The following is a 26,675-nucleotide window of genomic DNA, read 5'->3' as shown; positions in this document are numbered from 1 at the left end:
ACCGAGGTCAACTGCACATACACCGTCGCCACCCCAAGTAAAATCCAGTAAATCGCGGAAAACGCCACCAAAAATCCTCCGGCATCCCCGGTCATTCCCACGGCAATCAGCAGCACGATCATCGGCGCCATGATAACAATCATAATCACACCGACAGCCAGCGTAATCAGCACAAACTTCCCCCTATGGTTCTTAAAGGCGAAAAAGATATCTCCCACCTTCGCCTTCTGCCCGGTACAGAGATTCATATACATCCGGAGCACCCCCGGCGTCAGCATCATCTCCACTCCGAATATCGTCCCATAGATCAGAACAAACATCACCACCGTGTACGCCGTCATGGCATTTTCATTCGCCAGAGCCGCAACCACGGCGCCAATCATCAGAAGCATCTCAAGCCCCATCATCACGCCCATGGTGATGCCGTACATGGCCAGCTCCGCCCCGATAGCCAGGCTGTAATTCCCCAGAAGCGCCCTTCTGGCCTGCATTTTCAACTGCGAATAGGAAGTCTTCATAACAGTCCTCCCTTCACCATTGTTCCAATCTCCGGCAGATACCCGAAGAGACTGCTGCCACTCTCATTCGCCAGCAGAAGCGCCCATACGAAAATGGACACCACTCCAAGCACAATCCCGATAATCCCGGTCACCATGCCCGCCACGGCCTTTCCTTCCATCTTCTCTTCCACCTTGGCCAGCCGGGCAAATATCACTGCCAGCGCGCCCAGTCCCACGCCCATAAAGCAGCAGCAGGACAGCACGATAGACAAAATTCCCAGTACCATGGACGCGACTGCCATACTGCTATTCTTCTTCTGTTCCATAATATTCTCCTTTATCTTCCCACTTGAGCCGCCCCGTCCGAAGCAATCTCTTCCAATATTATACAACAACAGGAACCCCCTGTAAATCGGAGATTCCTGTCGATAGTTCTCATCCTGAAATGTTAGAATAACGGAACAACCGCTCCCGCATACTTGTCTTCGATAAATTTCTTCACCGTATCGCTGGTCAGCGCGTCCACCAGAGCCAGAATCGCGTCGTCCTTCTCATGACCTTCCTGAACCGCCACAATGTTGCCGTAGGTGGTAGCCGCGATGGAAGCCGCATCCTCAATTGCCAGCGCGTCGGAAACCTTCAGGCCAGCCTCAATGGCATAGTTACCATTGATAACGGCAATATCCACATCCTGTAAGGAGCGGGGAATCTGTGCCGCCTCAATCTCGAAGATATCCAGCTTTTTCACGTTCTCCACCACGTCATTCTTGGTGGCATTCAGACCAGCGCCCTCTTTTAACTTAATCAACCCCTGTGCCTCCAGTAACAGCAGCGCTCTCGCCTCGTTGGTGGCATCATTTGGCACCGCTACCTTCGCGCCGTCCGCCAGCGCGTCCAGAGATGCGGTCTTTCCGGCGTAAATGCCGAATGGCTCATAGTGAATGGCCGCCGCGGAAGAAATCTTGGTGCCTCTCTCCTGGTTAAACTGCTCTAAATATGGATAATGCTGAAAATAGTTGGCGTCCAAATCCCCGGTATCCAGTGCCAGGTTCGGCTGCACATAATCCGTATATTCCTTAATCTGTAAATCATATCCCTGCTCCGCCAGAATCTCTCTGGCCGCCTCCAGAATCTCCGCATGAGGCGCCGGACTCGCTCCTACCACGATGGGTACCAGATCCGCCTTGCTCTCCGCCGCCGTTGTGGCCTCTGCGCCTGCCGCTGTGGTGGTGGCCGCCTCCGGCGCCGCCGTGGTAGTCTCTGCCGCCTTGCCTCCACAGCCTGCCAGTGTTCCTGCTGTCAATACTGCCGCCGCGATAATGCTCCATGTCTTCTTCATAATAGTTCTCCTCCTTCTTTTCCATATCCGCCTTCGCAGATGTGGACCTTTTAAGTTTATTATTACAGGGCGTCTAAAATGCCCCCATAACCAAGTTCACTCCCGGCCGCTTTACCGGATTCTCTTATCTCCCACCTTCGCCAGCTTCATGCCGGATTCCTGAATGATCTGGACAATGATGACGAGAATGGCAACGGTTACCAGCATCATTTCCACATCATACCGGTAGTAACCGTAGTTGATGGCGATGGCTCCCAGGCCGCCGCCCCCCACAAATCCTGCCATGGCGGAATATCCTAAAATCGTTGTCACGGAAATGGCCGCGCCCACCAGCAGCGATGGCTTCGCCTCCGGCAGCAGCACCTTCCATATAATCTGAAAGGTATTGGCCCCCATGGATTTTGCCGCCTCGATGACGCCTGCATCCACCTCTTTAAAAGAAGATTCCACCACCCGGGCCACATAGGGCGCCGCCGCTATCACTAACGGAACTACAACCGCCTTGGAGCCAAGAGTCGTTCCCACCACCAGTCTGGTAAATGGAAGAACCATAATCAACAGAATAATAAATGGAACCGAGCGCAGCAGATTTATCACCAGTCCCAGTGCCTTCTGCAGCGCCGGTAACGGTGCAATCCCATCCTCATCGGCCACCACCAGCACAATCCCCAGCGGAATTCCTATCAGATACGCAATCGCGGAGGACAAAAATGTCATGTAAAGCGTCTCCAGAATTCCCGTTCCCAGCATTTTCATTGTTATCGCATCAAATGTCATCTTCCGCCACCTCCTCACGGTTCCATGTCTGCTCCGGCAGACGCGGTATCTCCTCATACATGACCTTCATCGTTTTCAAATAATTCATGACCCGGTTTGCATCCGCCTCATCTTCCGGCAGCTGGATAATCATCTGCCCCATGGCCGTCCCATTCACATCCTTGGTGGCCGCGTACATGATGTTCACCGGCACCTTGCAGGCCAGCACCAGATTGGATATCACCGGCTCCGTGGACTCCCGCCCGTCGAAGATAATCCGCACCTGTCTGGACTCCCCAAACTTCACCTGCTCCGCCGCGTCCCCCAGAATCAACTGGCGGCCGATTGCGGATTTGGGCTCCGAGAAAATGTCGGAGACATTTCCCACCTCGGCGATATGGCTCTTGTCAATGATGGCGACCCGGTCGCAGATGGCCTCGATCACCGCCATCTCGTGGGTAATCACAATCACCGTGATCCCCATGGTCCGGTTAATCTCTTTTAACAGTCCCAAAATGGATTTGGTGGTATTGGGGTCCAGCGCGCTGGTGGCCTCGTCACAAAGTATCACCTTCGGGTTGATGGCCAGCGCCCTGGCTATGGCCACACGCTGCTTCTGTCCGCCGGATAACTGGGCCGGATAGGATTTTCCCTTCTCCTCCAGTCCCACCAGCTTTAACAGTTCCTCCGCCCTGGCTCTCGCCTCTTTCCTGGGAACCTTGGCTATCTCCAGCGGAAAACAGACATTGTCGATGACGTTTCGCTGGGCCAGCAGGTTGAACTGCTGGAATATCATTCCCATGGACTGTCTCGCCTTCCTTCTGGTCAGCTCCAGTTCCTTTCTTGCCTTCCGCCCTGTGGCCGGTTTCCCGCTGCTGTTCTTCTTCGATGACGATGTCAGGCTGACGCCCTCAAACACCACCTCGCCGGCCGTAGGCACCTCCAGGTAGTTGATACACCGCACCAGCGTGCTTTTTCCTGCGCCGCTGAGTCCGATAATGCCGAATATCTCTCCCTGGTTGATATCCAGGTTGATGTCCTCCAGCGCCTTGACGGTTCCGTTCGCCGTCCTAAATTCCTTTCCAAGATGCTTTAACTGAATGATTGACTGTTCCATCCTCTGTTCCTCTCTCCTGCTCCCGCATTTCCCACTTCACATACTCACCGCTTCACCAGGCCATGTCTCCATACCCACGCAAAAAAGCCGCAAGCCCATACAGACTTGCGACTTTGAATTTTATACAAACGACGGTAATCCTCTTACGATTCCCCCATCGTTCCCATCATTCTCCTATCTACAATCACAGTCTACACAGACATATCGCCATTCGATTTTACGCACATGAACATACGGCACATGACATTCATGCCGTTCATCATATACATATTCATCATCATGGCTCTTGAATTGTACATAAGAAAATTCCTCCGTCTCATTCTAATTTCGAATCATCTCTCAGCCATCCCCGGTTGATTGTCTATGTTCCAACTAGGAATTGTTGCTATGACACGTATTCTACGACAGCTTTTCCGTCTTGTCAAGCAATTTTTTGAAAATTCCGCCGCCACAACCGGATAATTCTCCCAAAATCCTGGGAAACCCCAGCCATTAACTGCACAATTCCACAATCACCTGGGCGAAGATTTTGGCGCTGATCACCAGCTCCTCCAGCACCGCAAACTCATCCGCGCCGTGCATCCGGTTCTCGGTTCCTGGCAGAGTCGCGCCGAAGGCCACGCCGTTTTTCAGGTTGTGGACATAGGTTCCGCCTCCGGTGTACTGGCACTTGCCCTCCAGCCCGGTGTACTCCTCATAGACACGCAGAAGCGTCCTCACAAAATGGGAATCCCCATCCACATAGTGGGGCTTTGTCATCTCTTTATTTTCCAGGGTCACCCCGATGGCCGCCAGCCGGTCTCTCACCACATAAAGCACATTTTCCTCCGTAGCACAGACCGGGCACCGGCTGTCAAACACACCGTCCAGACTGCTGTCCGTCACCTTCAGCATGCTGAATGCCAGGGTCAGTCTGTCGGAAATCTCATCCTTCATGGCAATTCCCATGGCTTCCCCCGTGATATCCCCGTGAGGCATCAAAGCCAGCAGCCCCCGCACCGTCTGAATCTGGGCGCAGTCCGCAAACGGCAGGTTCTGAAACAGCGTCAAAAGTCCTGTCAGCGCATTGTTGCCGCTCTCCAAAAACGCCGCATGAGCGCCCTCTCCCACAGCGGTAATGTTCACAATGCTGCTATCTGCCACACCGTCCGCCATCTCAAACGAAAACTTGACCCCAGTCTCCTTTTCCGTCTTCTCCGCCGCAGCCTCCAGCACGGACATCTCAAAGCCTTCCACGCTGGCCTGTGCCTTCCCCGGCACCACGTTGGCCTTGATTCCCGTATTGACAGCCACCAGTCTCGGCAGCGCCGCAGACGGCTCAAAGGACGCGTTGAAATGGGCCTCCAGACGCCCCTTCTCCACATTGGTCACCGGGAAATCCGCATCCGGTGAAAATGTCATCGGCGCTTCCTCTTCCACATCGTAGTAATGCTCAATATCGGAGCTTCCGCACTCCTCGTCCGTGCCCAGAATCAGGCGGACATTTTTGCTCAGCGGAATTCCCAGCTCCTTCACCGCTCTCATGGCATAGAGAGCCGCCACAGCCGGTCCCTTGTCATCCGCGGTGCCTCTGCCAAGTAACAGACCGTCCTTCAAAATTGGCTCAAACGGCTCCGTCTCCTTCCATCCCTCGCCAGCCGGAACCACGTCCAGATGGGCCAGAATATCCAGCTGCTTCTCCTTGTCATTCATGTCGGCCGTTCCCACATAGTTGTCATAGTTGGTGATGGAAAACCCATATTTCTCCGCCAGGGCAAGGGCCTCCGCCAGAGCTGTCGCCGCCCCGCGTCCGTAAGGCATTCCCTCCTCGTATGGCATCTTCTCACTGTTGATTCTGCACAGGGTGAAGATATCCTCCACCATCTCCTGTTTGTGAGCTTCGATATACTGTTCAATTTCTTCTCTATACATGATAAATATCCTCTTTTCCGCCTATTGATAGATTCCCTTATTTGGACATGGCCGCCAGCGTCTCGTTGACCACCTTGCCGTCCGCTTTTCCCTTCACCTTCGGCATCAGCACTTTCATGATTCTGCCCTTGTCAGCCGGTGTCGGCGTCTCAATGCCAAGCTCCGCCAGCACGCCGGCAATCACCTCTTTGATCTGCTCCACGCTCATATCCTCCGGAGCAAATTCCTTGTACACGGCGATCCGTGACGCGGCCTCCTCTTTGATATCCTCCCGGTCGGCCGGAGCGGTGTCAAAGGTCTCCTGGCACTGCTTGATTTCCTTCTTGACGATGGCATTTTCTTCTTCCTCCGTCAGCGGGGAGCGCTTGTCAATCTCCGCGTTTTTCAGGGCGCTGAGCAGCATGGAAAGGGAATCCTTCCTCGCCTTGTCCTTGGCCTTCATGGCCTCCACCATGGCCCCTCTGATGACATCAATTTTGCTCATAACTACTGCCTCCTTCTCACTTTCTATTCACATCGTTACCGCCAGATATCCGGTTCCCCGGCGATCCGGCCATCTTTTCGAATTAGTTTCGGCCGAACTCACTGAGCTTTAACCCAGGGTTCCGCTCCTCCACCATTCCCACGCTCCAGCTGTTGACAAACAGCAGCAGCGGGTTATCCTTCAAATCCTTAATCCGTTTCATATCGGACGTGCCCTGAATCTTCGCCACATCCACTTCTTCTTTATTCTCCACCCAGCGGATATATTCGTAAGGCAGCTTCTCCAGCTTCACCTCCACGTTGTACTCATTTTCCAGGCGGTAAGTCAGCACCTCAAACTGAAGCACGCCCACCACGCCCACGATAATCTCCTCCATTCCGGTGTTGAACTCCTGGAATATCTGGATGGCGCCCTCCTGGGCAATCTGGCTGACGCCCTTGATAAACTGCTTCCGCTTCATGGTGTCAATCTGGCGCACCCTTGCAAAATGCTCCGGCGCGAAGGTGGGAATTCCCTCAAACTCAAACTTCTCGTTGGAAGCGCAGATGGTATCCCCGATGGAGAAAATCCCCGGGTCAAACACGCCGATAATATCGCCGGCATAAGCCTCCTCCACAATTTTCCTGTCCTGGGCCATCATCTGCTGGGGCTGGTTCAGCCGAATCTTTCTGCCCCCTTGCACATGGTTGACCTCCATGCCCGCCTCAAACTTGCCGGACACGATTCTCATAAACGCAATCCTGTCCCGGTGGGCCTTGTTCATGTTAGCCTGAATCTTGAACACGAAGGCGGAGAAATCCTCCTTAAACGGGTCAATTACCCCGTCCACCGTCCTTCTCGGCAGCGGTGACGTGGTCATGTTCAGGAAATGCTCCAGGAAGGTCTCCACACCAAAGTTGGTCAGCGCCGATCCGAAGAAGGCCGGGGAGAGTTTCCCCTGGCTCACCAAATCCATGTCAAACTCATCGCTGGCGCCGTCTAACAGCTCGATGTCCTCCATCAGCTGGCCGTGATAGTCATTGCCAATCAGCCAGTTTAACTGCGGGTCTCCAAGCTCCACCTCCGTGGACTCCACTTCCTTCTGCCCGTTCATGGCCGCCGTAAACGTGGTGATCTTTCTGGTCTGTCTGTCGTAGACACCCTTAAAATTCTTGCCGCAGCCAATGGGCCAGTTCACCGGACAGGTGCGGATACCCAGCACCGTCTCAATCTCGTCCATCAGCTCAAACGGGTCCCTGGCCTCCCGGTCCATCTTGTTGATAAAAGTAAAAATGGGAATATTGCGCAGCAGACATACCTTAAACAGCTTAATCGTCTGCGCCTCCACACCTTTTGACGCGTCAATCACCATCACGGCGGAATCCGCAGCCATCAGGGTACGGTAGGTATCCTCCGAGAAATCCTGGTGGCCCGGGGTGTCCAGAATGTTGATGCAGTAGCCCTCGTAGTTGAACTGTAACACCGACGAGGTGACCGAGATACCACGCTCCTTCTCAATCTCCATCCAGTCCGACACGGCGTGCTTCGCCGTCTTCTTCCCCTTCACGGAACCGGCCAGATTGATGGCGCCTCCGTAGAGAAGAAACTTCTCCGTCAGGGTAGTTTTACCGGCATCCGGGTGAGAGATGATGGCAAAGGTTCTTCGTTTCTTGATTTCTTCTGTTATATTTGACAAAATAAACTTCCTCCGATTTACTAGTAAGTGCTTATATCATAAGTAATTATTGTATTATTAAACCTGCGGAAAGTCAAGCCGGGGCCAGTCTCTCCGTCAGTTTTAAATCCCTTTTAACCAGGTTTCCGCCAGCTTGATCCAGCTCTGGCAGCAGGGGATATTCATGTGGGCATGGTCTCCCACTCCTGATGTCTCCTCGTTGGCCAGAGACGCGCCGTGGCCGCCCTTGGGGAAGATGTGAAGTTCCAGATTCACCCCGTTTTTCCTGAGGGCGGATGCTAACAGCAGGCTGTTCTCCACGGGAACGGCCTCGTCCTCGTAAGTATGCCATAAAAAGGTCTTCGGTGTGTCCGCTGTCACCTGAAGCTCCAGCGATACCTTCCGGCGCTCCGCCTCCGTGGCCTCTTCTCCAAGCAGGTTGGTGATGGAGCCCTGGTGGGCAAACTCTCCGGATGTGATAACCGGATATCCCAGCAGCATGGCGGACGGACAAATCTCCTTTGCTGTCCTGCCGATAGGCCCGTACACAAACTCCTGATTCCAGAACACGCCCAGGCTGCATGCCAGATGGCCGGCCGCAGAAAAGCCGCAGACCACAATCCGCTCCGTATCCACCAGCCAGTCATCGCTGTGCTCCCGAAGAAGGGCCACCGCCTCCGCCAGCTCCTGTAACGCTGTCGGGAAACGGTTGGGGGCCACGCTGTAATTCAGCAGAAAGGCATGGCATCCCATCCCCAGAAACTGCATAATCACCGGCTCACTCTCCCGGTCCGAGCATCTCATATAAGCGCCGCCCGGGCACACAATCACCGCCGGGCGCTTCTTTCCCGGAGCCACGCTCACTTCATCCAGAATATAGCTGGTCAGCGCCGCCGGCCCGGACACCTGGCCCGGCACTTTGATTTCGATTGTCTCGTATCTCATAACCTATCCCTCCGTTTTCTTTCAGTATCTTCCCGTATTCTCTTAACGCCTGCTTCTCTTACCTCTTTGCATAAATTTATCACGTCGGCCCGGCGGTTCTTTTCATAATCTCATCCAGCAGCCTTCCGGCCACCTCTTCCTTGCTCATCTTCTCCAGTTCCAGTTCCCCGTCCCCGGTGATAATCGTCACCACGTTGGTGTCCGTCCCGAACCCGGCTCCGTCCACCTTCAGGTTGTTGGCCACAATCATGTCCAGATGTTTCTTTGACAGCTTCGCCCTGGAATTCTCCAGCATATTCTGGGTCTCCATGGAAAATCCGCAGAGAAACTGTCCGTCCCTCTTATGGCTTCCCAGATATCCCAAAATGTCGTCAGTGCGGCAAAGGTCTATGGACAGCTCCCCGTCCTTCTTCTTCATCTTCTCATCCGCCGCCTGGGCCGGCCTGTAATCCGCCACCGCGGCCGCCTTGACAATGATGTCCTGCTCCCCGCTGACCGCCGTCACCGCCTCGTACATCTGTCTGGCGCTCTCCACCGGAACCACCTTCACAAACCGGGGCGCCTCGATGGACACCGGCCCGCTGACAAGGGTCACATCGGCGCCCCGCAAAGATGCAATTTTCGCCACCGCGTATCCCATCTTTCCGGTGGAATGGTTGGTGATAAACCGCACCGGGTCAATGGCTTCCCTGGTAGGCCCGGCCGTCACCAGCACCTTCTTCCCCACCATATCCTTCTCATAACCAACCGCCTTCACGATATAGTCAAACAGCACCTCCGGTTCCGGCATCTTCCCGGCCCCCGTGTCGCCGCAGGCCAGATATCCAACCGCCGGTTTTAACACCTCCATCCCGTAGGATTCACAACGCTTTAAGTTGTCCTGGAGAATGGGATTCTCATACATGTGGGTGTTCATGGCCGGCGCAATGATTTTGTGGCAGCCACAGGCCAGAAACGTGGTGGTCAGCATATCGTCCGCTATCCCGTGGCTCACCTTCCCAATCACGTTGGCCGACGCCGGCGCGATGAGAAACACGTCCGCCCGCTTAGCCAGGGCCACATGCTCCACGCTGAACTCAAAATCCCGGTCAAAGGTCTCCACCAGGCATTTCTTCCCCGTCAGACTCTCAAAGGTCACCGGAGAGATAAACTCCGTGGCGTTCTTTGTCATGATCACTTCCACATCCGCATGCATTTTTTTCAGCATACTGGCAAGACTTGCTATCTTATAAGCGGCAATGCTTCCCGTGACACCCAGCACCACCGTTTTTCCCTCCAAAGCTGTTCCAAACATACAGTCTCCTCCTGACGTTGTATTTACGCCCAAAATATGATAGGATTATAACACAATTTACAGCCAATGGAAAGGAGTCACTTATGATTTTAGCTTTGGATATGGGCAACACCAACATCGTGGTCGGCGGTATCGACGACGAGCAGACTTATTTTGTAGAACGCATCACGACGGACCTCATCAAGACTTCACTGGAGTACGCCGTCAGCATTAAAAATATACTGGAAATCCACCATATCGATGCATCTGAGATAGAGGGCGCCATCATCTCTTCCGTGGTTCCGCCGCTCAACGCGACACTCTCTTCCGCCATCAAGAAAATCCTGGGCTTCCGGCCCAAGCTGGTGGGCTCCGGCATGAAGACCGGACTGAACATTCACATGGATAATCCCAAGACCGTGGGCAGCGATTTAATCGTGGGCGCCGTGGCCGCCATCAAGGAATATCCGTGTCCGCTCATCATCATCGACATGGGCACCGCCACCACCATCTGCGCCGTGGACGCAGGCGGCAGCTACATCGGCGGCATCATTTACCCGGGACTGAAAATCTCACTGGAGACACTGTCCAGCCGCACCGCCCAGCTGCCCAACATCAGCCTTGACATTCCTCCACGTGTCATCGGTAAAAATACCATTGACTGTATGCGCAGCGGCATTATGTACGGCAACGCCGGCATGCTGGACGGCATCATCGACCGGATGGAACAGGAACTGGGCGCAAAGGCCACCATACTGGCCACCGGCGGCCTCTCCCGCTTCATCGCTCCCCTGTGCAGACATACCATTATATACGAAGAAGATTTGATGTTAAAGGGGTTATTAATTCTTTATAATAAAAATAAATAGACGCCAAAAACTGGCAACGAAAATTAATCAGCCAATCGTATAAAAGCCATCCATTACGTGCATCATTCCTTTATATCCAAAAAGAATGATGTGGAGGTAATGGACATGTCAATATACAAAGTAGAAATCTGCGGGGTCAACACTTCTAAGCTCCCACTTCTGAGCAACGAGGAGAAGGAAATCCTCTTCAAACGCATTCAGAACGGGGACCAGGAAGCCCGGGAACAATACATCAAAGGCAACTTAAGACTGGTTCTCAGCGTCATCCAGAGATTCTCCAACAGCAACGAAAATGTGGATGACCTGTTCCAGATTGGCTGCATCGGCTTAATCAAAGCCATCGACAATTTTGATATCACCCAGAATGTACGTTTCTCCACCTACGCGGTTCCCATGATACTGGGTGAGGTGCGCCGTTACTTACGGGATAACAATTCCATCCGCGTCAGCCGCTCCCTGCGGGACACCGCCTACAAAGCTATCTACGCCAGGGAGGCCCTGACCCGCAAAAACCTGCGGGACCCCTCCATCATGGAAATCGCCGACGAGATTGGCATGAGCAAAGAGGAAATCACCTACGCGCTGGACGCCATCCAGACGCCGGTCAGTCTCTTCGAGCCGGTCTTCACCGACGGCGGCGACCCGCTCTACGTGATGGACCAGATCAGCGACAAGAAAAACCTGGAGGAGAACTGGGTGGAGGACCTATCCTTGAGCGAGGCCATGAAACGTCTCCCCGAGCGGGAACGCCACATTATTGACATGCGCTTTTTTGAGGGCAAAACCCAGACCGAGGTGGCCGAGGAGGTCGGCATCAGCCAGGCCCAGGTCAGCCGTCTGGAAAAAAATGCTTTAAAATCCATGAGAAACTATTTAAGTTAACCACCAAAAAGAGGACCCGCTTCCCCGGCAGGCCCTCTTTTTTGTTACTCAAATCTCACAATCTCCTTTTTCAACCGCTTCATGATTTTCTTCTCCAGCCTGGAGATATAGGACTGGGATATCCCCAGCAAATCCGCCACCTCCTTCTGGGTCATCTCATCCCCGTCGGCATTGGTCAGCCCGAACCGCAGCTCCACAATTCGCTTCTCCCTTGGGTTTAACCGGTCGATAGCAGAATTTAGCAGACTCCTCTCCGTCTCATGCTCCAGATTCCGGTAGATGATGTCCTCGTCCGTTCCGAGAATATCCGACAGCAGCAGTTCATTGCCGTCCCAGTCCACGTTTAACGGCTCGTCGATGGACACCTCCATCTTCGTCTTGTTATTCCGGCGCAGGTACATCAGAATCTCGTTTTCGATGCACCTGGACGCGTAGGTGGCCAGCTTGATATTTTTCTCAGGATTGAAGGTGTTTATCGCCTTGATAAGACCGATGGTACCGATGGAAATCAAATCCTCCACACCCACGCTGGTATTGTCAAACTTCTTTGCTATGTACACCACCAGCCTCAGATTGTGCTCGATCAGGGTGGATTTTGCCTCCCCCTCCTCCTCGGTTCCGAGAAGTTCAATCATCTTCGCCTCGTCCTCACTGCAAAGAGGGGCCGGCAGAATATCCGCTCCGCCGATATAGTGAACCTCCCCCTGCTTCTGAAACAGCATCGTCTTGAAGCTGGGTACGGATTTAAATTGAAAACGGTTTGGTATGGATACTTTAATCACCACTTGTAATTCCTCCTTCTAGTCCTGTTCTTCATGAAGCAGAATCTCATAGCTCCCATCCTGGCACACCGGGTGGGGCGAAGCCGCGATAACCGGCCTTACAATGACTCTCTCTTCCTGTTCCTTCCTGATGACCATGGAATCCAGAATCATTCCAGGCATCAATCCCTCCTCCGTTCCAACGGTGTGAAACGGGATAAATAGTAAGGGGTCTTCCCCGCCATGCAGCTCCTGCCAGATTCTCTCCGACACCACATGCACGCATTTTCTGCTCACCGGCTCATAAAGCCGGTTCCCGGTATCCAGAAGCCCCACCGCCGTCAGACGTTTCTCCCCCTGGATACAGGTCACTTCATACAAGTTACTCTTCTGCCTTCGCACCTCCGAGACGGTGATCCAGAGATATTTCAGGGCAAATACCGCCGAGGCGGTCAACAGCACCAATATGACAAGAGGCATCCCCTCCATGGGTTCACCCCGAATAAGTTGTTCTACATAGTACCCGGCTCTCGTATGCTGGTATAGGGCCGTCATCGCTCCCCCCAGCGCCACGGACACCAGGTATAGCCCGAACATCCCCTTTATCAGCTCCCGGACTCCCTTCGTGTGAAGCGCCACCTTCACCATCAGCCCTCCCGCCAGGAAAAGCGTGAGCGCCAGCTGCAATCCCGGCGAAAAAACGGGATACACCGCCAGGATACAGCTCCACAGCGCCCCAAGCGCCCCTGCCAGAATGATTCTGAAGGCAGACGTCCGCACCTTGAGAATCAACGTTAAGAGCCATAAAACCACAACATCCATGGCCATATTTATAAAAAACACGATATCTATGTATAAGTAATACAAACTGCCCTGCCCCACCCCCTGTCTCATGAAGAATATTATAGCCAGTTCACGCTCCGAAATTTGTCAAACCAGCTACCGGAAACCTGTTTTTTTATCGGGAAAATGTGTCAGAAGATGACAAAGAAGATTCATAACCATCACGCAAAAAAAGCCTGCCATAACGATATTTCGTCATGGCAGACTTCAGGAATTCAAATATCAAAAAGTCTTATCTCTTATTCTTCAGGAAATCCGGAATATTAATCTGTACGTCCCTCTGTGCCGGCCGGTACACACCCTGGTTTGGATTGGGGGTTGGTGTCGGCGTCGGTGCCGTGTAAGCCGGTGCGTGTGGCTGTGCATAACCGCCCTGTGGCTGCGTGTAGCCGCCCTGTGGCTGTGTATGCTGTGGAGCGTGCGGAACTGTGGCCGCGGTCTCCTTAACCGGAGCTGCAGGCTGTCCAAAGCTGTTGAAGCCTGTCATAGCCTTGCTGACCGGAGTTGCACCGTGATGGCTGTCCAGACCGGTAGCGATAACCGTAATGCTGGCCTCGTCCTGAGCGGTCTCGTCGTACATCGCGCCGAAGATAATGTTGGCATCGTCGCCAGCCAGTTCCTGTACATAGCTGGCTGCCTCATTGGCCTCAATCAGGCTGATATCGCCGGAAATATTGATAATAACATGGGACGCGCCCTCGATGGTGGTCTCCAGAAGCGGACTGGATACGGCCTGCTTCACAGCCTCAACCGCCTTCTCGTCACCCTTGGCATGACCGATACCGATATGAGCGATACCCTTGTCCACCATAACCGTCTGAATATCTGCAAAATCCAGGTTGATAAGCCCTGGAACGTTAATCAAATCCGTAATACCCTGTACGGCCTGCTGAAGCACCTCGTCAGCCTTCTTCAGCGCGTCAGGCATAGTGGTCCTGCGGTCCACAATCTCAAGCAGCTTGTCGTTTGGAATGACAATCAGGGTATCCACGCTCTCTTTCAGGCGCTCGATACCAGCCACCGCGTTGGTCATACGGGTCTTGGCCTCGAAACGGAAAGGCTTTGTCACAACGCCGACCGTCAGAATGCCCATGTCTCTCGCGATTTTAGCCACGACAGGCGCAGCGCCGGTACCTGTACCGCCGCCCATACCACAGGTTACAAACACCATATCGGCACCCTTGATAGCCTGTGCCAGCTCCTCTGAGCTCTCTTCCGCCGCTTTCTCGCCAATCTCAGGCTTCGCTCCGGCTCCCAGTCCCTTGGTCAGCTTCTCCCCAATCTGCATGGCCGTAGGCGCTTTACAGAACTGCAGCGCCTGCTTGTCCGTGTTGATGCCGATGAACTCGACGCCTGCGATGTTCTCGTCAATCATGCGGTTCACCGCATTGTTGCCTGCACCGCCTACCCCTATTACTATGATTCTGGCCGCATTCTCAGCCTCATTTATCTTAATCTCCAGCAAGATGATATCCTCCTTTAATCTTTGAATCCCTCTTCTATACCCAATCGACAAGTTATGTCAACTATATCTGTATGTACCACCAGAAAAACTAGTCTACCTAATACTATATTTTATTTCACTCAAAATATCAACCACTTTTTTAATAATTTTGTAACTTCTTTTTGAATGTGTAAGCCATATTGCCATTTGACTCCACATAGGTATCCAGATACAGGGTGCCGGCCAGTCCCTCAAGCTTGGGAAGCATGTCCGAAAGCTCCGACACTTTTCCGTTGATTCCACTGCTGTCGCCCAGAACCACCTCGATCTCCCCCATATATAAGGTAACTTCTCCCATGGAATTATATTGAATCTTGTCCACCTGAAGCTGGTAGACTGACAATATCTGGGTCAGATTCAGGATTTCCTCAAAAATGGAAGAGCTGTCCACCGGAAGCGGCTTATGAAGGACGATATGCCCGAAATGAAGTCCCTCTATCATGGGAATATCGTCCAGTTTCTCGTTTGCGCTCTCCACGATGATGCCGTCCTTGTCAAAATACATGTAGCTTCCCATGTAGGACACATAGCCCACCACGCTCTTCTCGTAGACAATCACTTCCACCTTCGTGGGACCCTGGAACACCAGCTTGTAGTCCTCCACAAAGGGAATCTGCTGATGCTTCATGAACCGGTCCTTCACGTAGCAGTAAATGCTGTTGTAGTCAAAACGGCTGCCAAACAGCATCGCCGTCATCTCCTCCTCCGTGTAGCGGGTGGTTCCCGTGACGCGGACGGTTTTTACATTAATGGAAAAAAACAGGATGCCGGCCACCAACAGGACGGCGGCGGCAATCCATAGTTTCGTATGCGGGCGTTTCCCGGATGTCTTTATCATAGGCTCTCCTAAATCCTCATTGCTGCTTGCTTATCTGTGCCCCCAGTGATGAAAGGTCTCTGCAGATGTCCTCGTACCCCCGGAAAATGTGGTGGCAGCCGGTGATGACGGTCTCCCCCTCCGCCGCCAGCCCCGCTACCACAAGAGCGGCGCCTCCGCGAAGGTCCTTCGCCTCCACCCGGCTTCCATACAGCGGGCTGATCCCCCTGACATGCGCGGCCTTTTCTTCTATTATAATCTGTGCCCCCAGTTTCCGCAATTCTCCGGCGGTCTCATACCGGCCTTCGAATACATTTTCCAGAATCAGGCTCTCCCCGGCCCCCACAGCCATCACGGCCATCAGAGGCGACTGAAGGTCCGTGGGAAATCCCGGATAGGGGCCCGTCTCGACGGTCACCGGCTGGGGCCTTAACTCCCCCTTGATGGTGACGGCCCGGTCCTCCACCTGGATGGCCATGCCCATCATCTGGAATACGGGAAGGACGGATAACAGATGGCTGGCATTCAGCCCGTAGAACCTGGCATGGCCCCCAACGGCGGCGACTGACGCCAGATAGGTGCCTGCCACAATCCTGTCTCCCTCCACCCGGTAGACCGTGTCGTGAAGCTCCTCCACCCCGCACACCACCAGCACGCCGGAGCCGATGCCGCTGATTCTGGCGCCCATCTGATTTAAGAAGAGACACATCTCCTCAATCTCCGGCTCCCTGGCGGCGCCGAATACCCGAGTCTCCCCCTCCGCCAGCACGGCGGCCAGAACAGCATTTTCCGTGGCCCCCACACTGGGGTAGGACAGGTGAATGTCCGTCCCACGCAGACACGCCGCTCTGGCCGTAATCATCTCGTGGTCCTCCTCAATCTCGGCTCCCAGTTTCCGGAGCGCGGACAGGTGTAAATCGATGGGACGTTTTCCGATGGAGCAGCCACCCGGATAGTGGGTCACCGCCTCCCCCGCACGCCCAAGCAGCGCCCCCAGGATCATGATGGAGGAGCGCATGGTTTTCACGTATGTCTCCGGAATGGAAGTTCCGGTAAGGCACGAGGCGTCAATCGTCAACTCATGGTCAAGCAGGCTGCATCTGCATCCCATATACTCCAATATCCCCATCATACAGAAGACATCCTGTATTCTGGGGACATGTGTCAGCACGGTTGTTCCTTTATGAAGGATGGAAGCTGCCATCATGGGCAGCACTGCATTTTTCGAACCCTGAATCTCTATCTCACCTTTTAGCAAACGTAAGCCCTGGACCTGTATCGTAGACAACCTGTTACCTCCTGCGGTTTTCTATATAGTATCCTATGTAAAAAGTGCGATAATGTTTGCATTTTTGCCAAATTAATTTTATTTTTCCAGCTTTATCTGGTTGGAGACACTTAACACCATTCCCATCTCTATCATCAGGAACAGGATGGAGGTGCCTCCGTAGCTGATGAAGGGAAGTGTGATTCCGGTGTTGGGAATCGTGTTGGTCACAACGGCGATGTTCAAAATGACCTGGATGGCGATGTGGGACATCACTCCCACCACCAAAAGGGCGCCAAACAAATCCGGGGCATTGCTGGCAATCAGCATAAACCGGTATATCATAAACACGAAGATCAGGATCACGGAGATGGCCCCAAACAGGCCCAGTTCCTCACAGATGATAGAGAAAATCATATCATTCTGCGCCTCCGGCACAAAGCCCAGCTTCTGGATACTCTCTCCCAGTCCCTTGCCAAACAGCCCGCCGGAGCCGATGGCGTAAAGCCCCTGAAGCACCTGGAAACCACCGGTCTTTGGGTAGGCCTCCGGGTTCAGCCACACGTTGATACGGCTCAGCTGGTAGCTCTGCAAAATGCCCACGGCCTCCAGCGCGTGTCCGATGGGCCCGGCAAACGCGATTCCCGCCACGCCCACCCCCATACAGATGGCAAAGGGCAGCTTCCGCTTGGTGGAGATGAACAGCATGACAAAGGCGATGCCGCAGATAATGATACCGGAGCTTAAGTTGTTGGCCGCCACCAGCCCGGCTACGGGTATGGTGAGACCGATGACCAGAAGCATGGCCCGCCACTCGTTGATCCGGCTGCCCAGCATGGTAATCACCGTAGCCAGCACCACAATCAAGGTAATCTTCACAAGCTCCGTGGGCTGGAACTGGATACCGCCAATCACCAGCCACCGCCTCTTGCCGTTCACCTTTTTTCCCACAAGAGACACGGTAATCATCAATACAAAGGACATGATATAGGCCAGCACCGCAAATCTGGAATACCAGTGGTAATCCAGTTTGGAGATAAACAGCATGATCAGAAAGCCAGCCAGTGCAATCATGGCCTGACGGTTCATGAAATAGGCGGCGTTTCCGCCATACTGATTGCTAATCTGAGCCTTGTAGGAACTGGCGCTGTATATCATAATCAGACCGAACACGGTGAGAAAGACAATGGTAAACAGAAGGCTGTAATCATAAAACCGTTGCGCTCTTTTCTTTTTTGCCAATCCAGCAGCCTCCTTTACTGACAGTTATGACTTCAATCATTTCAGACTTCAGTTACAGATTTCTGACACACTCTTTAAAGATGTCTCCCCGCTCCTCATAGTTTTTGAACATGCCCCAGCTGGCGCACGCCGGCGACAGCAGAACACAGTCCCCCATGTTGGCGTAGGAAGCGCAGACATGCACGGCCTCCGGCATATCCTCGGCATACATAATCTCCGTAAAGCCGTGGGCCTTGGCGCACTCCGCAATCTTATCCCTGGTCTGGCCGATGAGCACCAGGTATTTCACCTTGCCCTCAAAGGCTTCCACCCACTCGTCGTACTCCGACTGTTTATCATATCCCCCTGCGATGAGCAGGATGGGCCCCGGCATGGCGTTGATGGCCTGAATGGCCGCGTCCGGGTTGGTTCCCTTGGAATCGTTGTAATATTTCACGCCGGCGCGCTCCAGCACGAATTCAATCCGGTGCTCCACCGCCGTGAAAGTTCTGAGCACTCCCTGAATCTTTTCCAGCGGCACGCCCATGGCCATGCTGACTGCCACCGCCGCCATCACATTCTCAAAGTTGTGGCGGCCCAGTAGATGCAGTTCATGGACATCTATCACGGGAAGCGCCTTCCCCTCATGACGGTACACAATCAAATCCCCGTCCAGGTAATACCCTTCCTCCAGCTTCTGCCGGCTGCTGAAGAACACCGGCTTCGCTTTCAGTCTCTCGCTCTCCCCAAACTCCCGCAGCACCTCGTCGTCGTAGTTGAGCACGCAGGTATCCGCCTCCGTCTGGTTTCTGGCGATAGACTCCTTCACCTCGATATAGCACTCCATGGTGTGGTGCCGGTTTAGATGGTCCGGGGTAATGTTTAAGATGGCGCTGACATCCGGCCGAAAGTCCATGATAGTCTCCAGCTGGAAGCTGGACACCTCGGCCACGGTGATGGAATCATCCTCCGTCTCCAGGGCCATCTGGGTGTAGGGCACGCCAATATTGCCCACCACGAATACATTTTCGTAGTGAGCCTTCATAATCTCCCCCACAAGAGCCGTGGTAGTCGTCTTTCCGTTGGTTCCGGTGATGGCCGCCAGTTTCCCTTTGGCGCACTGGTAAGCCAGCTGTATCTCACTCCAGATGGGAATCCCCGCCTCGTCTAACACATTGACAAACGGGGTCTCCAGAGAGATGCCGGGACTGATGACGCACATCTCCACTCCCAGCAAATCGGTTCGTTTTAAATCTCCCAGAAGCACACTGACGGATGCTCCTTCCTCAAAATTGCCTTTCAGCGTATCCGGGTCCAGTTCGGTATTGCCGTCGTACAGCACCACCTCTCCTCCCATATCAAGAAGAAGACGGGCCGCAGCAATTCCGCTGATTCCAGTTCCTGCTACTAATACTTTCTGACTCTGACCCATGTTACGTTCCTCCTTATCGTACTATAATCCCAAGTAAGCAATCAGGCAGAGGATGGCCGTGATGATAGAGAACACTGCCACGACTCTCGTCTCCGACCAGCCGCAAAGCTCAAAGTGATGGTGGATAGGCGCCATCTTGAAGATTCGCTTTCCGCCGGTCTTCTTAAAATACGTCACCTGAATCATCACTGACAGCACCTCCACCAGATAAATCAATCCAATCAGAGGCATAAACAGTGGAATGTTCATCATAAACACACTGGCGGACACAAAACCGCCCAGCGCCAGTGAGCCCGTATCTCCCATAAATACTTTGGCCGGGTACACATTGAACAGCAGGAATCCCAAAAGGCTTCCCACAACCGCCCCGGTGATGGGGCTGATGCCGCTGTTCTCTCCCACGGCGATAATGGTCAGGAAGGTGGCCACCAGAATGGTGACGCTGGTGCATAGTCCATCCAGACCGTCCGTAAAGTTCACCCCGTTGTCGGTTCCCAGCATCACCACGAACACGAACGGAATAAAAAAGATACCAAGGTTGAGATAATATCCGTCCCGGAAACCTCCGGTGAACGGAATCAAAATCTGCGTCCCCACCTCCGGTGAATTCATCAGGTAATAGGTGAAGATTCCGGTTATGATAATCTGCCCCAGCATCTTTTGTTTTGGATTTAAGCCCTCCGAGCGTTTCATGACGATTTTGATGTAATCATCCAGGAAACCAATAATGCCAAATCCTACCGTAACGAATAATACAGGTATCATCTTCGGATAATCCCTGATATAGAAGATGGAAGTGATGATAATGCTCCCAAGAATAATCAGGCCGCCCATGGTGGGAGTTCCCTGTTTTTTCAGATGTGCCTGTGGTCCGTCGTCCCTCACCTGCTGCCCAAACTTCAGCTTATGCAGGAAGGGAATCACAATAGGGCATAATATTGCACTTATGGCAAATGCGATGATAATCGCAAGTATCGTCTCATTAATCATTTTGCACCTCGAGTTCTTATGTAGCTTTTTATATTGATACAGTAAGTCCGTGCAGCTGCACTTTTTTCTTGTATAAAAAGTAGTATACGTCTTTTTTCAAGAATAATCAACCATAGATTCGAATGGCCGAAGCAGTTTCTTCCTCTGTTGCCTCTATTCCCAGATAAGGCAGAATATTCTTAAAAATGTCGGAAACAACCGGCGCCGCGATGGTGCCTCCGTAGTAGATTCCCACCGGCTCATCGATGGTAATCAGCGCGATGACCTGTGGGTCGTTGGCCGGCGCGAAGCCGATAAACGAGGAAATATATTTTTTTAAACTTCTTGGCAGTTTCTCGCTGGTGGCGGTCTTGCCGCCGATGCGGTAGCCATCTAAAGCCGCCTTCTTGCCGCTGCCCTCCGCCACCACATGCTCCAGAATATAGCGCATGGTCTCGCTGGTCTCCGCTGACACCACGCCGGTGCGCACCGGGTACTCAAACTCCCGGACCGCTTCCCCGTCCGCGCTGACCGCCTTCACCCCGAAATGGGGCGTCACCCGGTTTCCTCCATTTATAATAGAAGAAGCGGTGGTGATTAACTGGAGGGGCGTAATCTGGAAGGACTGGCCGAAAGACACCGTGGCCAGCTCCACAAGCCCCATATTCTCCTTCTTGTGCATGATGGTAGCCGCCTCGCCCGGCAAATCAATCCCGGTCTTTCCCAGCAGGCCGAACTGTTCGAAATAGTGGTAGAAATGCTCCACTCCCAGTCTCTGGCCCACGTCTATAAATACCGGGTTGCAGGAATTCATGGCCCCCTGGAGAAATGTCTCCGAGCCGTGGCCGCCCACCTTGTGGCAGCGGATTTTCCTGTCCTCCACAATCCGAAAACCCGGACAGGAGAAATGGTCCTCCAGCCCCACCACGCCGTCCTCCAGTCCGGCGGCCGCCGTGATGATCTTGAAGGTGGAACCCGGCTCATAGGTGTCGTTGATACAGGGGTTCCGCCACATCTGGTTCAGCAAATCCTGCTTCTCCTTGGCGGTCAGACTTCCCTCCGGCTCCACGTTCAGCGTAAACGGATCATTTAAGTTAAATTCCGGCACGTTGACCATGGCCATCACTTCCCCGTTCTGGGGGTTCATGACGATGACGGACACCCGCTTAGCGCCCTTCTTTTCCATGACCTGGTAGGCCGCCTGCTCGGCGTATTTCTGGATATTCACATCCAGGCTGATGTAGAGATTGTTGCCCGCGACAGGCTCTATCCGGTCTTCGAAGGCATTTTCTATCTCGATACCGGCGGCGTCCGTCATGGTGAGAATGGTGCCGTTGGTTCCCTTCAAATACTTCTCATACATGACCTCCAGGCCGATGATGCCCTGGTTGTCGCCTCCGGTGAAGCCAAGCACCTTGGAAGCCAGGCTGTCGTAAGGGTAGTACCGCTTGTAGTCCTCATCCACCTTGACCCCCTCCATGGCGTAGGAGCGGATTTTGTCCCCCTCCTCCTTATCCACGTTGGTCTTGATGATTTCCCTGGAGCTTCGCTTCTCCACCTTTTTACGGACTTCCTCCTCCGGGACTCCCAGCTCGTCGACCAGCACCCTGATGACTGTCTCCGGGTCCTTCACCTGGTTGTGAATCACCGATATGGTACAGACGGTCCGGTTGGTTGCAATGACCGTACCGTTCACATCCATAATATTTCCTCTGGCTGCCTTGATGGTACGCTCCCTCTCGTGTAAATCCTCCGCCATCTGGCTGTAATGCTCCGAGCGGAAAATCATCAGAAAAAATAGCCTGCCTACAAGCCCTATCATCAAACCGCATAACAGGAAATACAGGATGGCTATTCTTCCACGGTGATATGTTTTATTGGAACCTTTCATATCGTTATCCCATCAATCAGTCATTGTTATAATATATGAAGGTTTGGCAAATTTATGTCTAATTGCCAGCCTGAGTTTGGGCAGGCGTCGTCTCGGAGCCGGGGCCGCCGGTCTCCTGCGGGGCCGCGGACGTACTTTCCGGCACATCCTGTCCTGCCGGTCCGTTTACCGTCTCCCCGCCATCGTCCCCGCCGCTCTCCGTGCTTGGCACCGGCGTGCCGTCAAGTCCCAGGCCGCCCTCCGGCGCAAGTTCCTCGGTGTCATAGCGCTTTGTCTCCGGCTCTGTCTCTCCTGCATCGTCCGTTTCGCCGTCCTCCGGCTGATTGGTATTCTCAGTGATTCCCTCCGGCTGGGTCTCTCCCTGAAGCTCCTCAGAATCCTCCGGCAGCTCAACATCCGGAAAGATATTCATATAAGGAAGGATATCCTGCATAATTTTGGAAAATACTCTTCCGGCAAACGCACTGCTCACCTTCACAGCTTCCACCTGCGGGTCATCAATTACCACATAAACCAGCACCTTCGGGTCGTCCGCCGGGGCAAACCCGCAGAAGGATACCACATATTTTTTTAATTCACGGGGAATCTTCTCCGCGGTACCGGTCTTTCCGCCCACCTTGTAACCTGGCACCTGGGCCGCTTTTCCGGTTCCCTCCTCCACGGTCCGCCACAGGGCATCCCGGATAAATTTGCTGGTATTTTCCGACACGGTCTCCCTCACAAGCACCGGGTCCAGTTTCCGCACCACGGCTCCCTGCTCGTTGAGAATCTGCTTCGCCACGTGAGGTTCGTAGTAGGAACCGCCGTTGATAACCGAGGAAAATGCCGCCGCCAGCTGAACCATGGTACAGTTGGCGCCCTGCCCGAAGGAGTTGGTGGCCAGCTCCGCCGGTCCCATGGTCTTGTCCGTGTACACCAGGGTGGCCGCATCCGCCTCACCCGGCAGATCAATGCCCGTCTTCTGTCCAAAGCCGAACATATCCATGTATTTCAAGAACCGCGTCTTCCCCTCCAGCGCCGCAATCTGCATCATGGCATCGTTGCAGGACACAATCAGGGACTCATCCAGGGACAAATCCCCGTGGCCGCCTTTGGCGTAAGCCGTACATTTGATATCATAAATCCCCACGTGCTCAAAGCCGTCACAGAAAAAGTGGCTGCCCGTGCTGATCACCGCGTCCTCAAGACCTGCCGCCACGGTAAACACCTTGGACGGGGAACCCGGCTCGTAGGTATCGCTGACACAGAAGTTCCGCCACATCTGATTCCACGCCTCCATCTGGGCGTTGGTGTCCATGGCCTCGATCTCCTCCTGGGTGTAGTAGCCGGATAAATCTCGCGGATTGTTCAAATCATACCGCTTGTCGGTGGCCATAGCCAGAATCTCGCCGTTTCGCGGGTCCATGACTATCACGCCCATCTGCTTGCTGCCGGTCTCCTGCTGGAAGGCGTCAATCTGCTTCTCCACCATGTTCTGGATGTTCACGTCGATGGTGGACACCACGGTGTTGCCGTTGGAGGCCGATTTGATGACTGTCTCCATATTGGAATCGTCGTTCAGATAACCGTACTCCCTGCCGTTGGTTCCAATCAGGGTGCTGTTGTAAAACTGCTCAATCCCGCCGGTTCCCTCCCCGCTGTCGCTTCCTGAAAATCCGATCAGGCTGCAGGCCAGGGCGGAATAGGGGTAGAGCCGCTTGTACTCGTCCTCAAACCAGACTCCGTACACCCGCTCCTCCATACCGGCTTCTTTGTAGGCGTCATTGGTCGTTTTTTTCAGCGTCTCAAATTCTTCTTTCTTCTCGTAACTCAGTCTCCGCTCGTAGCGCAGATACCGGGTGTCCTTCTTCTCCTCGATGGCCGCCAAAAGCTCCGCCCTGTCATAGCCGAAGCACTGGACCAGGGCGTCCACCGTGGGCGCTAAGTAGTGGACTTCACCGCCATTTTCATAGATCTGCCCCGGGTCGATAATCAAATTGTAGACCTTCTCGCTGGTGGCCAGATAGGTGCCGTTCCTGTCGGTGATGTCTCCCCGGCGGTAAGGCAGGGTCCGGCTGTCGTAGGAGGAATGCTGGGATAACACCACCTTGGTGTACTCCTCATTCTTGTCATTCACCAGATTGTACAGCACGATAACCAAAGCAAACAAAGCCAGCATGATTACGATTACCGTAACTGCCAGCTTTTCCTGCATGTATTTTTGAAAAGGTTTTCTCAAGTTCTCTATATCGTTCTGCTTATTTTTTTTGTTTGTTGTTTTTTTTGTATGATTAGTGTTGTGGGATGTCTTCATACTGTCTTATATACTCACTTTCCGTCTTATCGTACAGAAGCACCTGGTTCTTGTTGGCATAAACCATCCCCAGCTCCTCCGTAGCTACCTTGTATACATAATCCAGGTCCACGTAAGTATTAATTCTGATCGCCAGCGCGTCATTTTCAGACTTGACAGACTCCACCTGCTGTTCCAGCTTCTCAATATTGTTGATTTTCGCAGTAATGGAAGACTGGAGATGCAGGTAATTCACACACAGATACAGAGCACAGCATGCAGCGATAACAAGACCAATCAGGTAGGGAAGGTCCATCTGTAATGCCTTCTCTTTGTTTCTTCTGACTGTGTAACCGACTTTTTGCTGTTGTCTCTTTTGTGTGTGTCTTACCGGCATTTCAGCTGGTGCCAGCTTACGTGCGGTATTTCCCTCTACATAGGCCTGTCCGTGGGCGCTCGGTCTCCGAACGTTGGACGGTCTCGTCACAGGTCGATTTGCAGCCATACTCTTCCTCCCCTCTCGCTTCCTTCTATAACTGTTTGGTCCCCCTCACAGTTATATACGCTCAAACACCCGAAGCTTGGAACTCTTCGAGCGCTTGTTCTCCTCCATCTCTTCCCCGCTGGGAACAATGGGTTTTCTCGTGACCACCCTGCCCCTGCTCTCCTTGCCGCATACGCATACCGGAAAATCCGGCGGGCAGGTACATGGGTTTTCGTTGTTTCGAAATCTTGTCTTGACTATCCTGTCTTCTAAGGAATGAAAGGTGATAATGCTGAGCCTTCCACCGGGGTTTAACAGTTCAATCATGGTGTCGATGGAGTTGTTTAACACCTCCAGCTCATGATTCAGCTCAATCCTGATAGCCTGAAATGTCTTCTTGGCGGGATGGCCTCCCACGGCCCGCACCTTCATGGGAATCGCTGCCTTGATAATCTCAATCAGCTGCCCGGTGGTCTCGATGGGATGTTCCTCTCTCGCTTTTACGATATGTTTGGCGATATTCTTCGCAAATTTGTCTTCTCCATAGTCGCGGATAATCCGGTACAGGTCAAACTCACTGTACGTGTTCACAATATCCGCAGCCGTCTCCTCCTTCCGCTGGTCCATCCTCATGTCCAGCGGTGCATCTTCCCGGTAGGTGAATCCCCTGTCAGCCGTATCAAGCTGATAGGAGGACACACCCAGATCCAGGTAGATACCGTCTACTTTCCTTATCCCTAAATCCTGTAATACCGTCCTGATGTTCTCATAGTTGCTCCTCACTATGATTACCTTATCCTTATATCCTATCAACCGCTCTGTGGCTGCCGCGATGGCATCCGCATCCTGGTCAATCCCAATCATCTTTCCGTGCTCTCCCAGCCTTTTACACACCTCCAGGGCATGTCCGCCCCCGCCGAGGGTGCCGTCCACATAAATGCCGTCCGGCTTAATATTCAGGCTCTCTATGGTTTCCTCTAAAAGTACGGATTTGTGTTCAAACATCATATACCCAGACCTTCCATGTTCTCTGCAATCTCTTCCATGTCATCGTAAACGTTGGCGGTCATCCAGGATTCTTTACTCCAGATTTCTATCCTGCTTCCCACACCCACCAGCACCGCGTCTTTCTCAATGTTGGCAAACTCGCGCAGGATGGCAGGAAGTAAAATCCTTCCCTGCTTGTCCACTTCACAGGTGGTCGCTCCTGCCAGGAAAAACCTGGAGAACTTTCTGGCGTTGGTGTTGGTGAGTGGTAATGCGTGAAGCTTTTCTTCCAGGGATTTCCATTCGGTGTTCTCATACACGAAAAGGCAGCCATCCAGGCCCTTCGTCACAACGAATTCATCGCCCAGCTGCTCCCGGAATTTGGAAGGAACGATGAGACGTCCTTTTGCATCCACTGTATGGTTGTACTCTCCCATGAACATCGAAATCACCTGCTTCACTTTAGGCGGCTGTTTTGGCTCTTCACCACAACCACC

25 protein-coding genes are annotated in these 26,675 nt (G+C 53.3%); 2 read left to right on the top strand and 23 right to left on the bottom strand.

Translation table 11 applies throughout. The features are described from left to right. The 10 genes from HMPREF9473_RS27660 to coaBC form a co-directional block, all read right to left on the bottom strand. Positions 1-518: hypothetical protein (locus tag HMPREF9473_RS27660; protein ID WP_006779808.1), on the bottom strand; the 518-nt coding region annotated here is incomplete at its 3' end. Continuing rightward, positions 515-826: a DUF4190 domain-containing protein gene (locus HMPREF9473_RS09145; protein WP_006779807.1), complete on the bottom strand. Its 312-nt coding sequence runs from the start codon at positions 824-826 to the stop codon at positions 515-517. The genes HMPREF9473_RS27660 and HMPREF9473_RS09145, both read right to left, overlap by 4 nt. A 122-nt stretch (positions 827-948) precedes the next feature. Continuing rightward, entirely contained in the window at positions 949-1,839 is an 891-nt protein-coding gene (locus HMPREF9473_RS09140; protein ID WP_006779806.1) for a MetQ/NlpA family ABC transporter substrate-binding protein, read from the bottom strand. Between the two features lie 111 nt (positions 1,840-1,950). Further along, positions 1,951-2,616 carry a methionine ABC transporter permease gene (locus HMPREF9473_RS09135; RefSeq protein ID WP_006779805.1) on the bottom strand — a complete coding sequence of 222 codons (666 nt, stop codon included), beginning with the start codon at positions 2,614-2,616 and terminating at the stop codon, positions 1,951-1,953. Next, positions 2,606-3,712: a methionine ABC transporter ATP-binding protein gene (locus tag HMPREF9473_RS09130; RefSeq protein WP_006779804.1), complete on the bottom strand. Its 1,107-nt coding sequence runs from the start codon at positions 3,710-3,712 to the stop codon at positions 2,606-2,608. The genes HMPREF9473_RS09135 and HMPREF9473_RS09130 overlap by 11 nt, the downstream gene beginning before the upstream one ends. Positions 3,713-4,204: 492 nt before the next feature. Next, positions 4,205-5,623 (bottom strand): Sapep family Mn(2+)-dependent dipeptidase, encoded by a 1,419-nt coding sequence (locus tag HMPREF9473_RS09125; protein WP_006779802.1) that lies wholly within the window; start codon positions 5,621-5,623, stop codon positions 4,205-4,207. Positions 5,624-5,660: 37 nt separating this feature from the next. Beyond that, positions 5,661-6,107: a GatB/YqeY domain-containing protein gene (locus HMPREF9473_RS09120; RefSeq protein WP_006779801.1), complete on the bottom strand. Its 447-nt coding sequence runs from the start codon at positions 6,105-6,107 to the stop codon at positions 5,661-5,663. Positions 6,108-6,189: 82 nt separating this feature from the next. Beyond that, positions 6,190-7,782, bottom strand: a complete 1,593-nt coding sequence (locus HMPREF9473_RS09115) for a peptide chain release factor 3 (RefSeq protein WP_006779800.1) — start codon at positions 7,780-7,782, stop codon at positions 6,190-6,192. Between the two features lie 102 nt (positions 7,783-7,884). After that, positions 7,885-8,706 carry an alpha/beta hydrolase gene (locus HMPREF9473_RS09110; RefSeq protein WP_006779799.1) on the bottom strand — a complete coding sequence of 274 codons (822 nt, stop codon included), beginning with the start codon at positions 8,704-8,706 and terminating at the stop codon, positions 7,885-7,887. Between the two features lie 79 nt (positions 8,707-8,785). Next, positions 8,786-10,000 (bottom strand): bifunctional phosphopantothenoylcysteine decarboxylase/phosphopantothenate--cysteine ligase CoaBC, encoded by a 1,215-nt coding sequence (gene coaBC / locus HMPREF9473_RS09105; RefSeq protein ID WP_006779798.1) that lies wholly within the window; start codon positions 9,998-10,000, stop codon positions 8,786-8,788. An 83-nt stretch (positions 10,001-10,083) separates the two neighbouring features. Here coaBC and HMPREF9473_RS09100 point away from each other — a divergent pair, with 83 nt between their 5' ends. Both HMPREF9473_RS09100 and sigG read left to right on the top strand, forming a co-directional pair. After that, positions 10,084-10,848, top strand: a complete 765-nt coding sequence (locus HMPREF9473_RS09100) for a type III pantothenate kinase (RefSeq protein ID WP_006779797.1) — start codon at positions 10,084-10,086, stop codon at positions 10,846-10,848. Positions 10,849-10,953: 105 nt separating this feature from the next. Then, positions 10,954-11,730, top strand: a complete 777-nt coding sequence (gene sigG, locus HMPREF9473_RS09095; protein ID WP_006779796.1) for an RNA polymerase sporulation sigma factor SigG — start codon at positions 10,954-10,956, stop codon at positions 11,728-11,730. Between the two features lie 44 nt (positions 11,731-11,774). Here the strand turns inward: sigG and sigE are convergent, their stop codons facing one another. The 13 genes from sigE to mraZ form a co-directional block, all read right to left on the bottom strand. After that, positions 11,775-12,515: an RNA polymerase sporulation sigma factor SigE gene (gene sigE, locus HMPREF9473_RS09090; protein ID WP_006779795.1), complete on the bottom strand. Its 741-nt coding sequence runs from the start codon at positions 12,513-12,515 to the stop codon at positions 11,775-11,777. Positions 12,516-12,530: 15 nt separating this feature from the next. Beyond that, complete coding sequence (locus tag HMPREF9473_RS09085) at positions 12,531-13,385, bottom strand: sigma-E processing peptidase SpoIIGA (RefSeq protein WP_080568806.1); 855 nt, start codon at positions 13,383-13,385, stop codon at positions 12,531-12,533. Between the two features lie 181 nt (positions 13,386-13,566). Continuing rightward, positions 13,567-14,799 (bottom strand): cell division protein FtsZ, encoded by a 1,233-nt coding sequence (gene ftsZ, locus HMPREF9473_RS09080; protein ID WP_006779793.1) that lies wholly within the window; start codon positions 14,797-14,799, stop codon positions 13,567-13,569. Between the two features lie 139 nt (positions 14,800-14,938). After that, entirely contained in the window at positions 14,939-15,676 is a 738-nt protein-coding gene (locus HMPREF9473_RS09075; RefSeq protein ID WP_006779792.1) for a cell division protein FtsQ/DivIB, read from the bottom strand. A gap of 16 nt (positions 15,677-15,692) precedes the next feature. Beyond that, the gene (gene murA / locus HMPREF9473_RS09070; RefSeq protein ID WP_006779791.1) at positions 15,693-16,943 is read right to left on the bottom strand and encodes a UDP-N-acetylglucosamine 1-carboxyvinyltransferase; all 1,251 of its coding nucleotides are present in this window, start codon (positions 16,941-16,943) and stop codon (positions 15,693-15,695) included. Positions 16,944-17,021: 78 nt separating this feature from the next. Continuing rightward, complete coding sequence (locus tag HMPREF9473_RS09065) at positions 17,022-18,164, bottom strand: FtsW/RodA/SpoVE family cell cycle protein (protein ID WP_006779790.1); 1,143 nt, start codon at positions 18,162-18,164, stop codon at positions 17,022-17,024. Between the two features lie 52 nt (positions 18,165-18,216). Next, the gene (gene murD, locus HMPREF9473_RS09060; protein WP_006779789.1) at positions 18,217-19,575 is read right to left on the bottom strand and encodes a UDP-N-acetylmuramoyl-L-alanine--D-glutamate ligase; all 1,359 of its coding nucleotides are present in this window, start codon (positions 19,573-19,575) and stop codon (positions 18,217-18,219) included. A 21-nt stretch (positions 19,576-19,596) separates the two neighbouring features. Continuing rightward, positions 19,597-20,565 carry a phospho-N-acetylmuramoyl-pentapeptide-transferase gene (mraY, locus tag HMPREF9473_RS09055; protein WP_006779788.1) on the bottom strand — a complete coding sequence of 323 codons (969 nt, stop codon included), beginning with the start codon at positions 20,563-20,565 and terminating at the stop codon, positions 19,597-19,599. 106 nt (positions 20,566-20,671) lie between these two features. Beyond that, positions 20,672-22,435, bottom strand: a complete 1,764-nt coding sequence (locus HMPREF9473_RS09050; protein WP_006779787.1) for a peptidoglycan D,D-transpeptidase FtsI family protein — start codon at positions 22,433-22,435, stop codon at positions 20,672-20,674. Positions 22,436-22,493: 58 nt separating this feature from the next. Then, on the bottom strand, positions 22,494-24,728 hold the full coding sequence (locus HMPREF9473_RS09045) for a penicillin-binding transpeptidase domain-containing protein (RefSeq protein WP_006779785.1): 2,235 nt from the start codon (positions 24,726-24,728) through the stop codon (positions 22,494-22,496). After that, on the bottom strand, positions 24,706-25,212 hold the full coding sequence (locus HMPREF9473_RS09040) for a septum formation initiator family protein (protein WP_006779784.1): 507 nt from the start codon (positions 25,210-25,212) through the stop codon (positions 24,706-24,708). The genes HMPREF9473_RS09045 and HMPREF9473_RS09040 overlap by 23 nt, the downstream gene beginning before the upstream one ends. Positions 25,213-25,263: 51 nt before the next feature. Next, the gene (rsmH, locus tag HMPREF9473_RS09035; protein ID WP_006779783.1) at positions 25,264-26,199 is read right to left on the bottom strand and encodes a 16S rRNA (cytosine(1402)-N(4))-methyltransferase RsmH; all 936 of its coding nucleotides are present in this window, start codon (positions 26,197-26,199) and stop codon (positions 25,264-25,266) included. Next, positions 26,196-26,621: a division/cell wall cluster transcriptional repressor MraZ gene (mraZ, locus tag HMPREF9473_RS09030; protein ID WP_006779782.1), complete on the bottom strand. Its 426-nt coding sequence runs from the start codon at positions 26,619-26,621 to the stop codon at positions 26,196-26,198. Before mraZ ends, rsmH begins: the two co-directional genes overlap by 4 nt. Positions 26,622-26,675: the final 54 nt, after the last annotated feature.

The sequence above is a fragment of the Hungatella hathewayi WAL-18680 genome (genome assembly GCF_000235505.1).
In the GTDB taxonomy this organism is placed as follows: domain Bacteria; phylum Bacillota; class Clostridia; order Lachnospirales; family Lachnospiraceae; genus Hungatella_A; species Hungatella_A hathewayi_A.
Note: the sequence above shows the minus strand (reverse complement) of the source record. Positions and strands in the feature narration are given on the sequence as shown.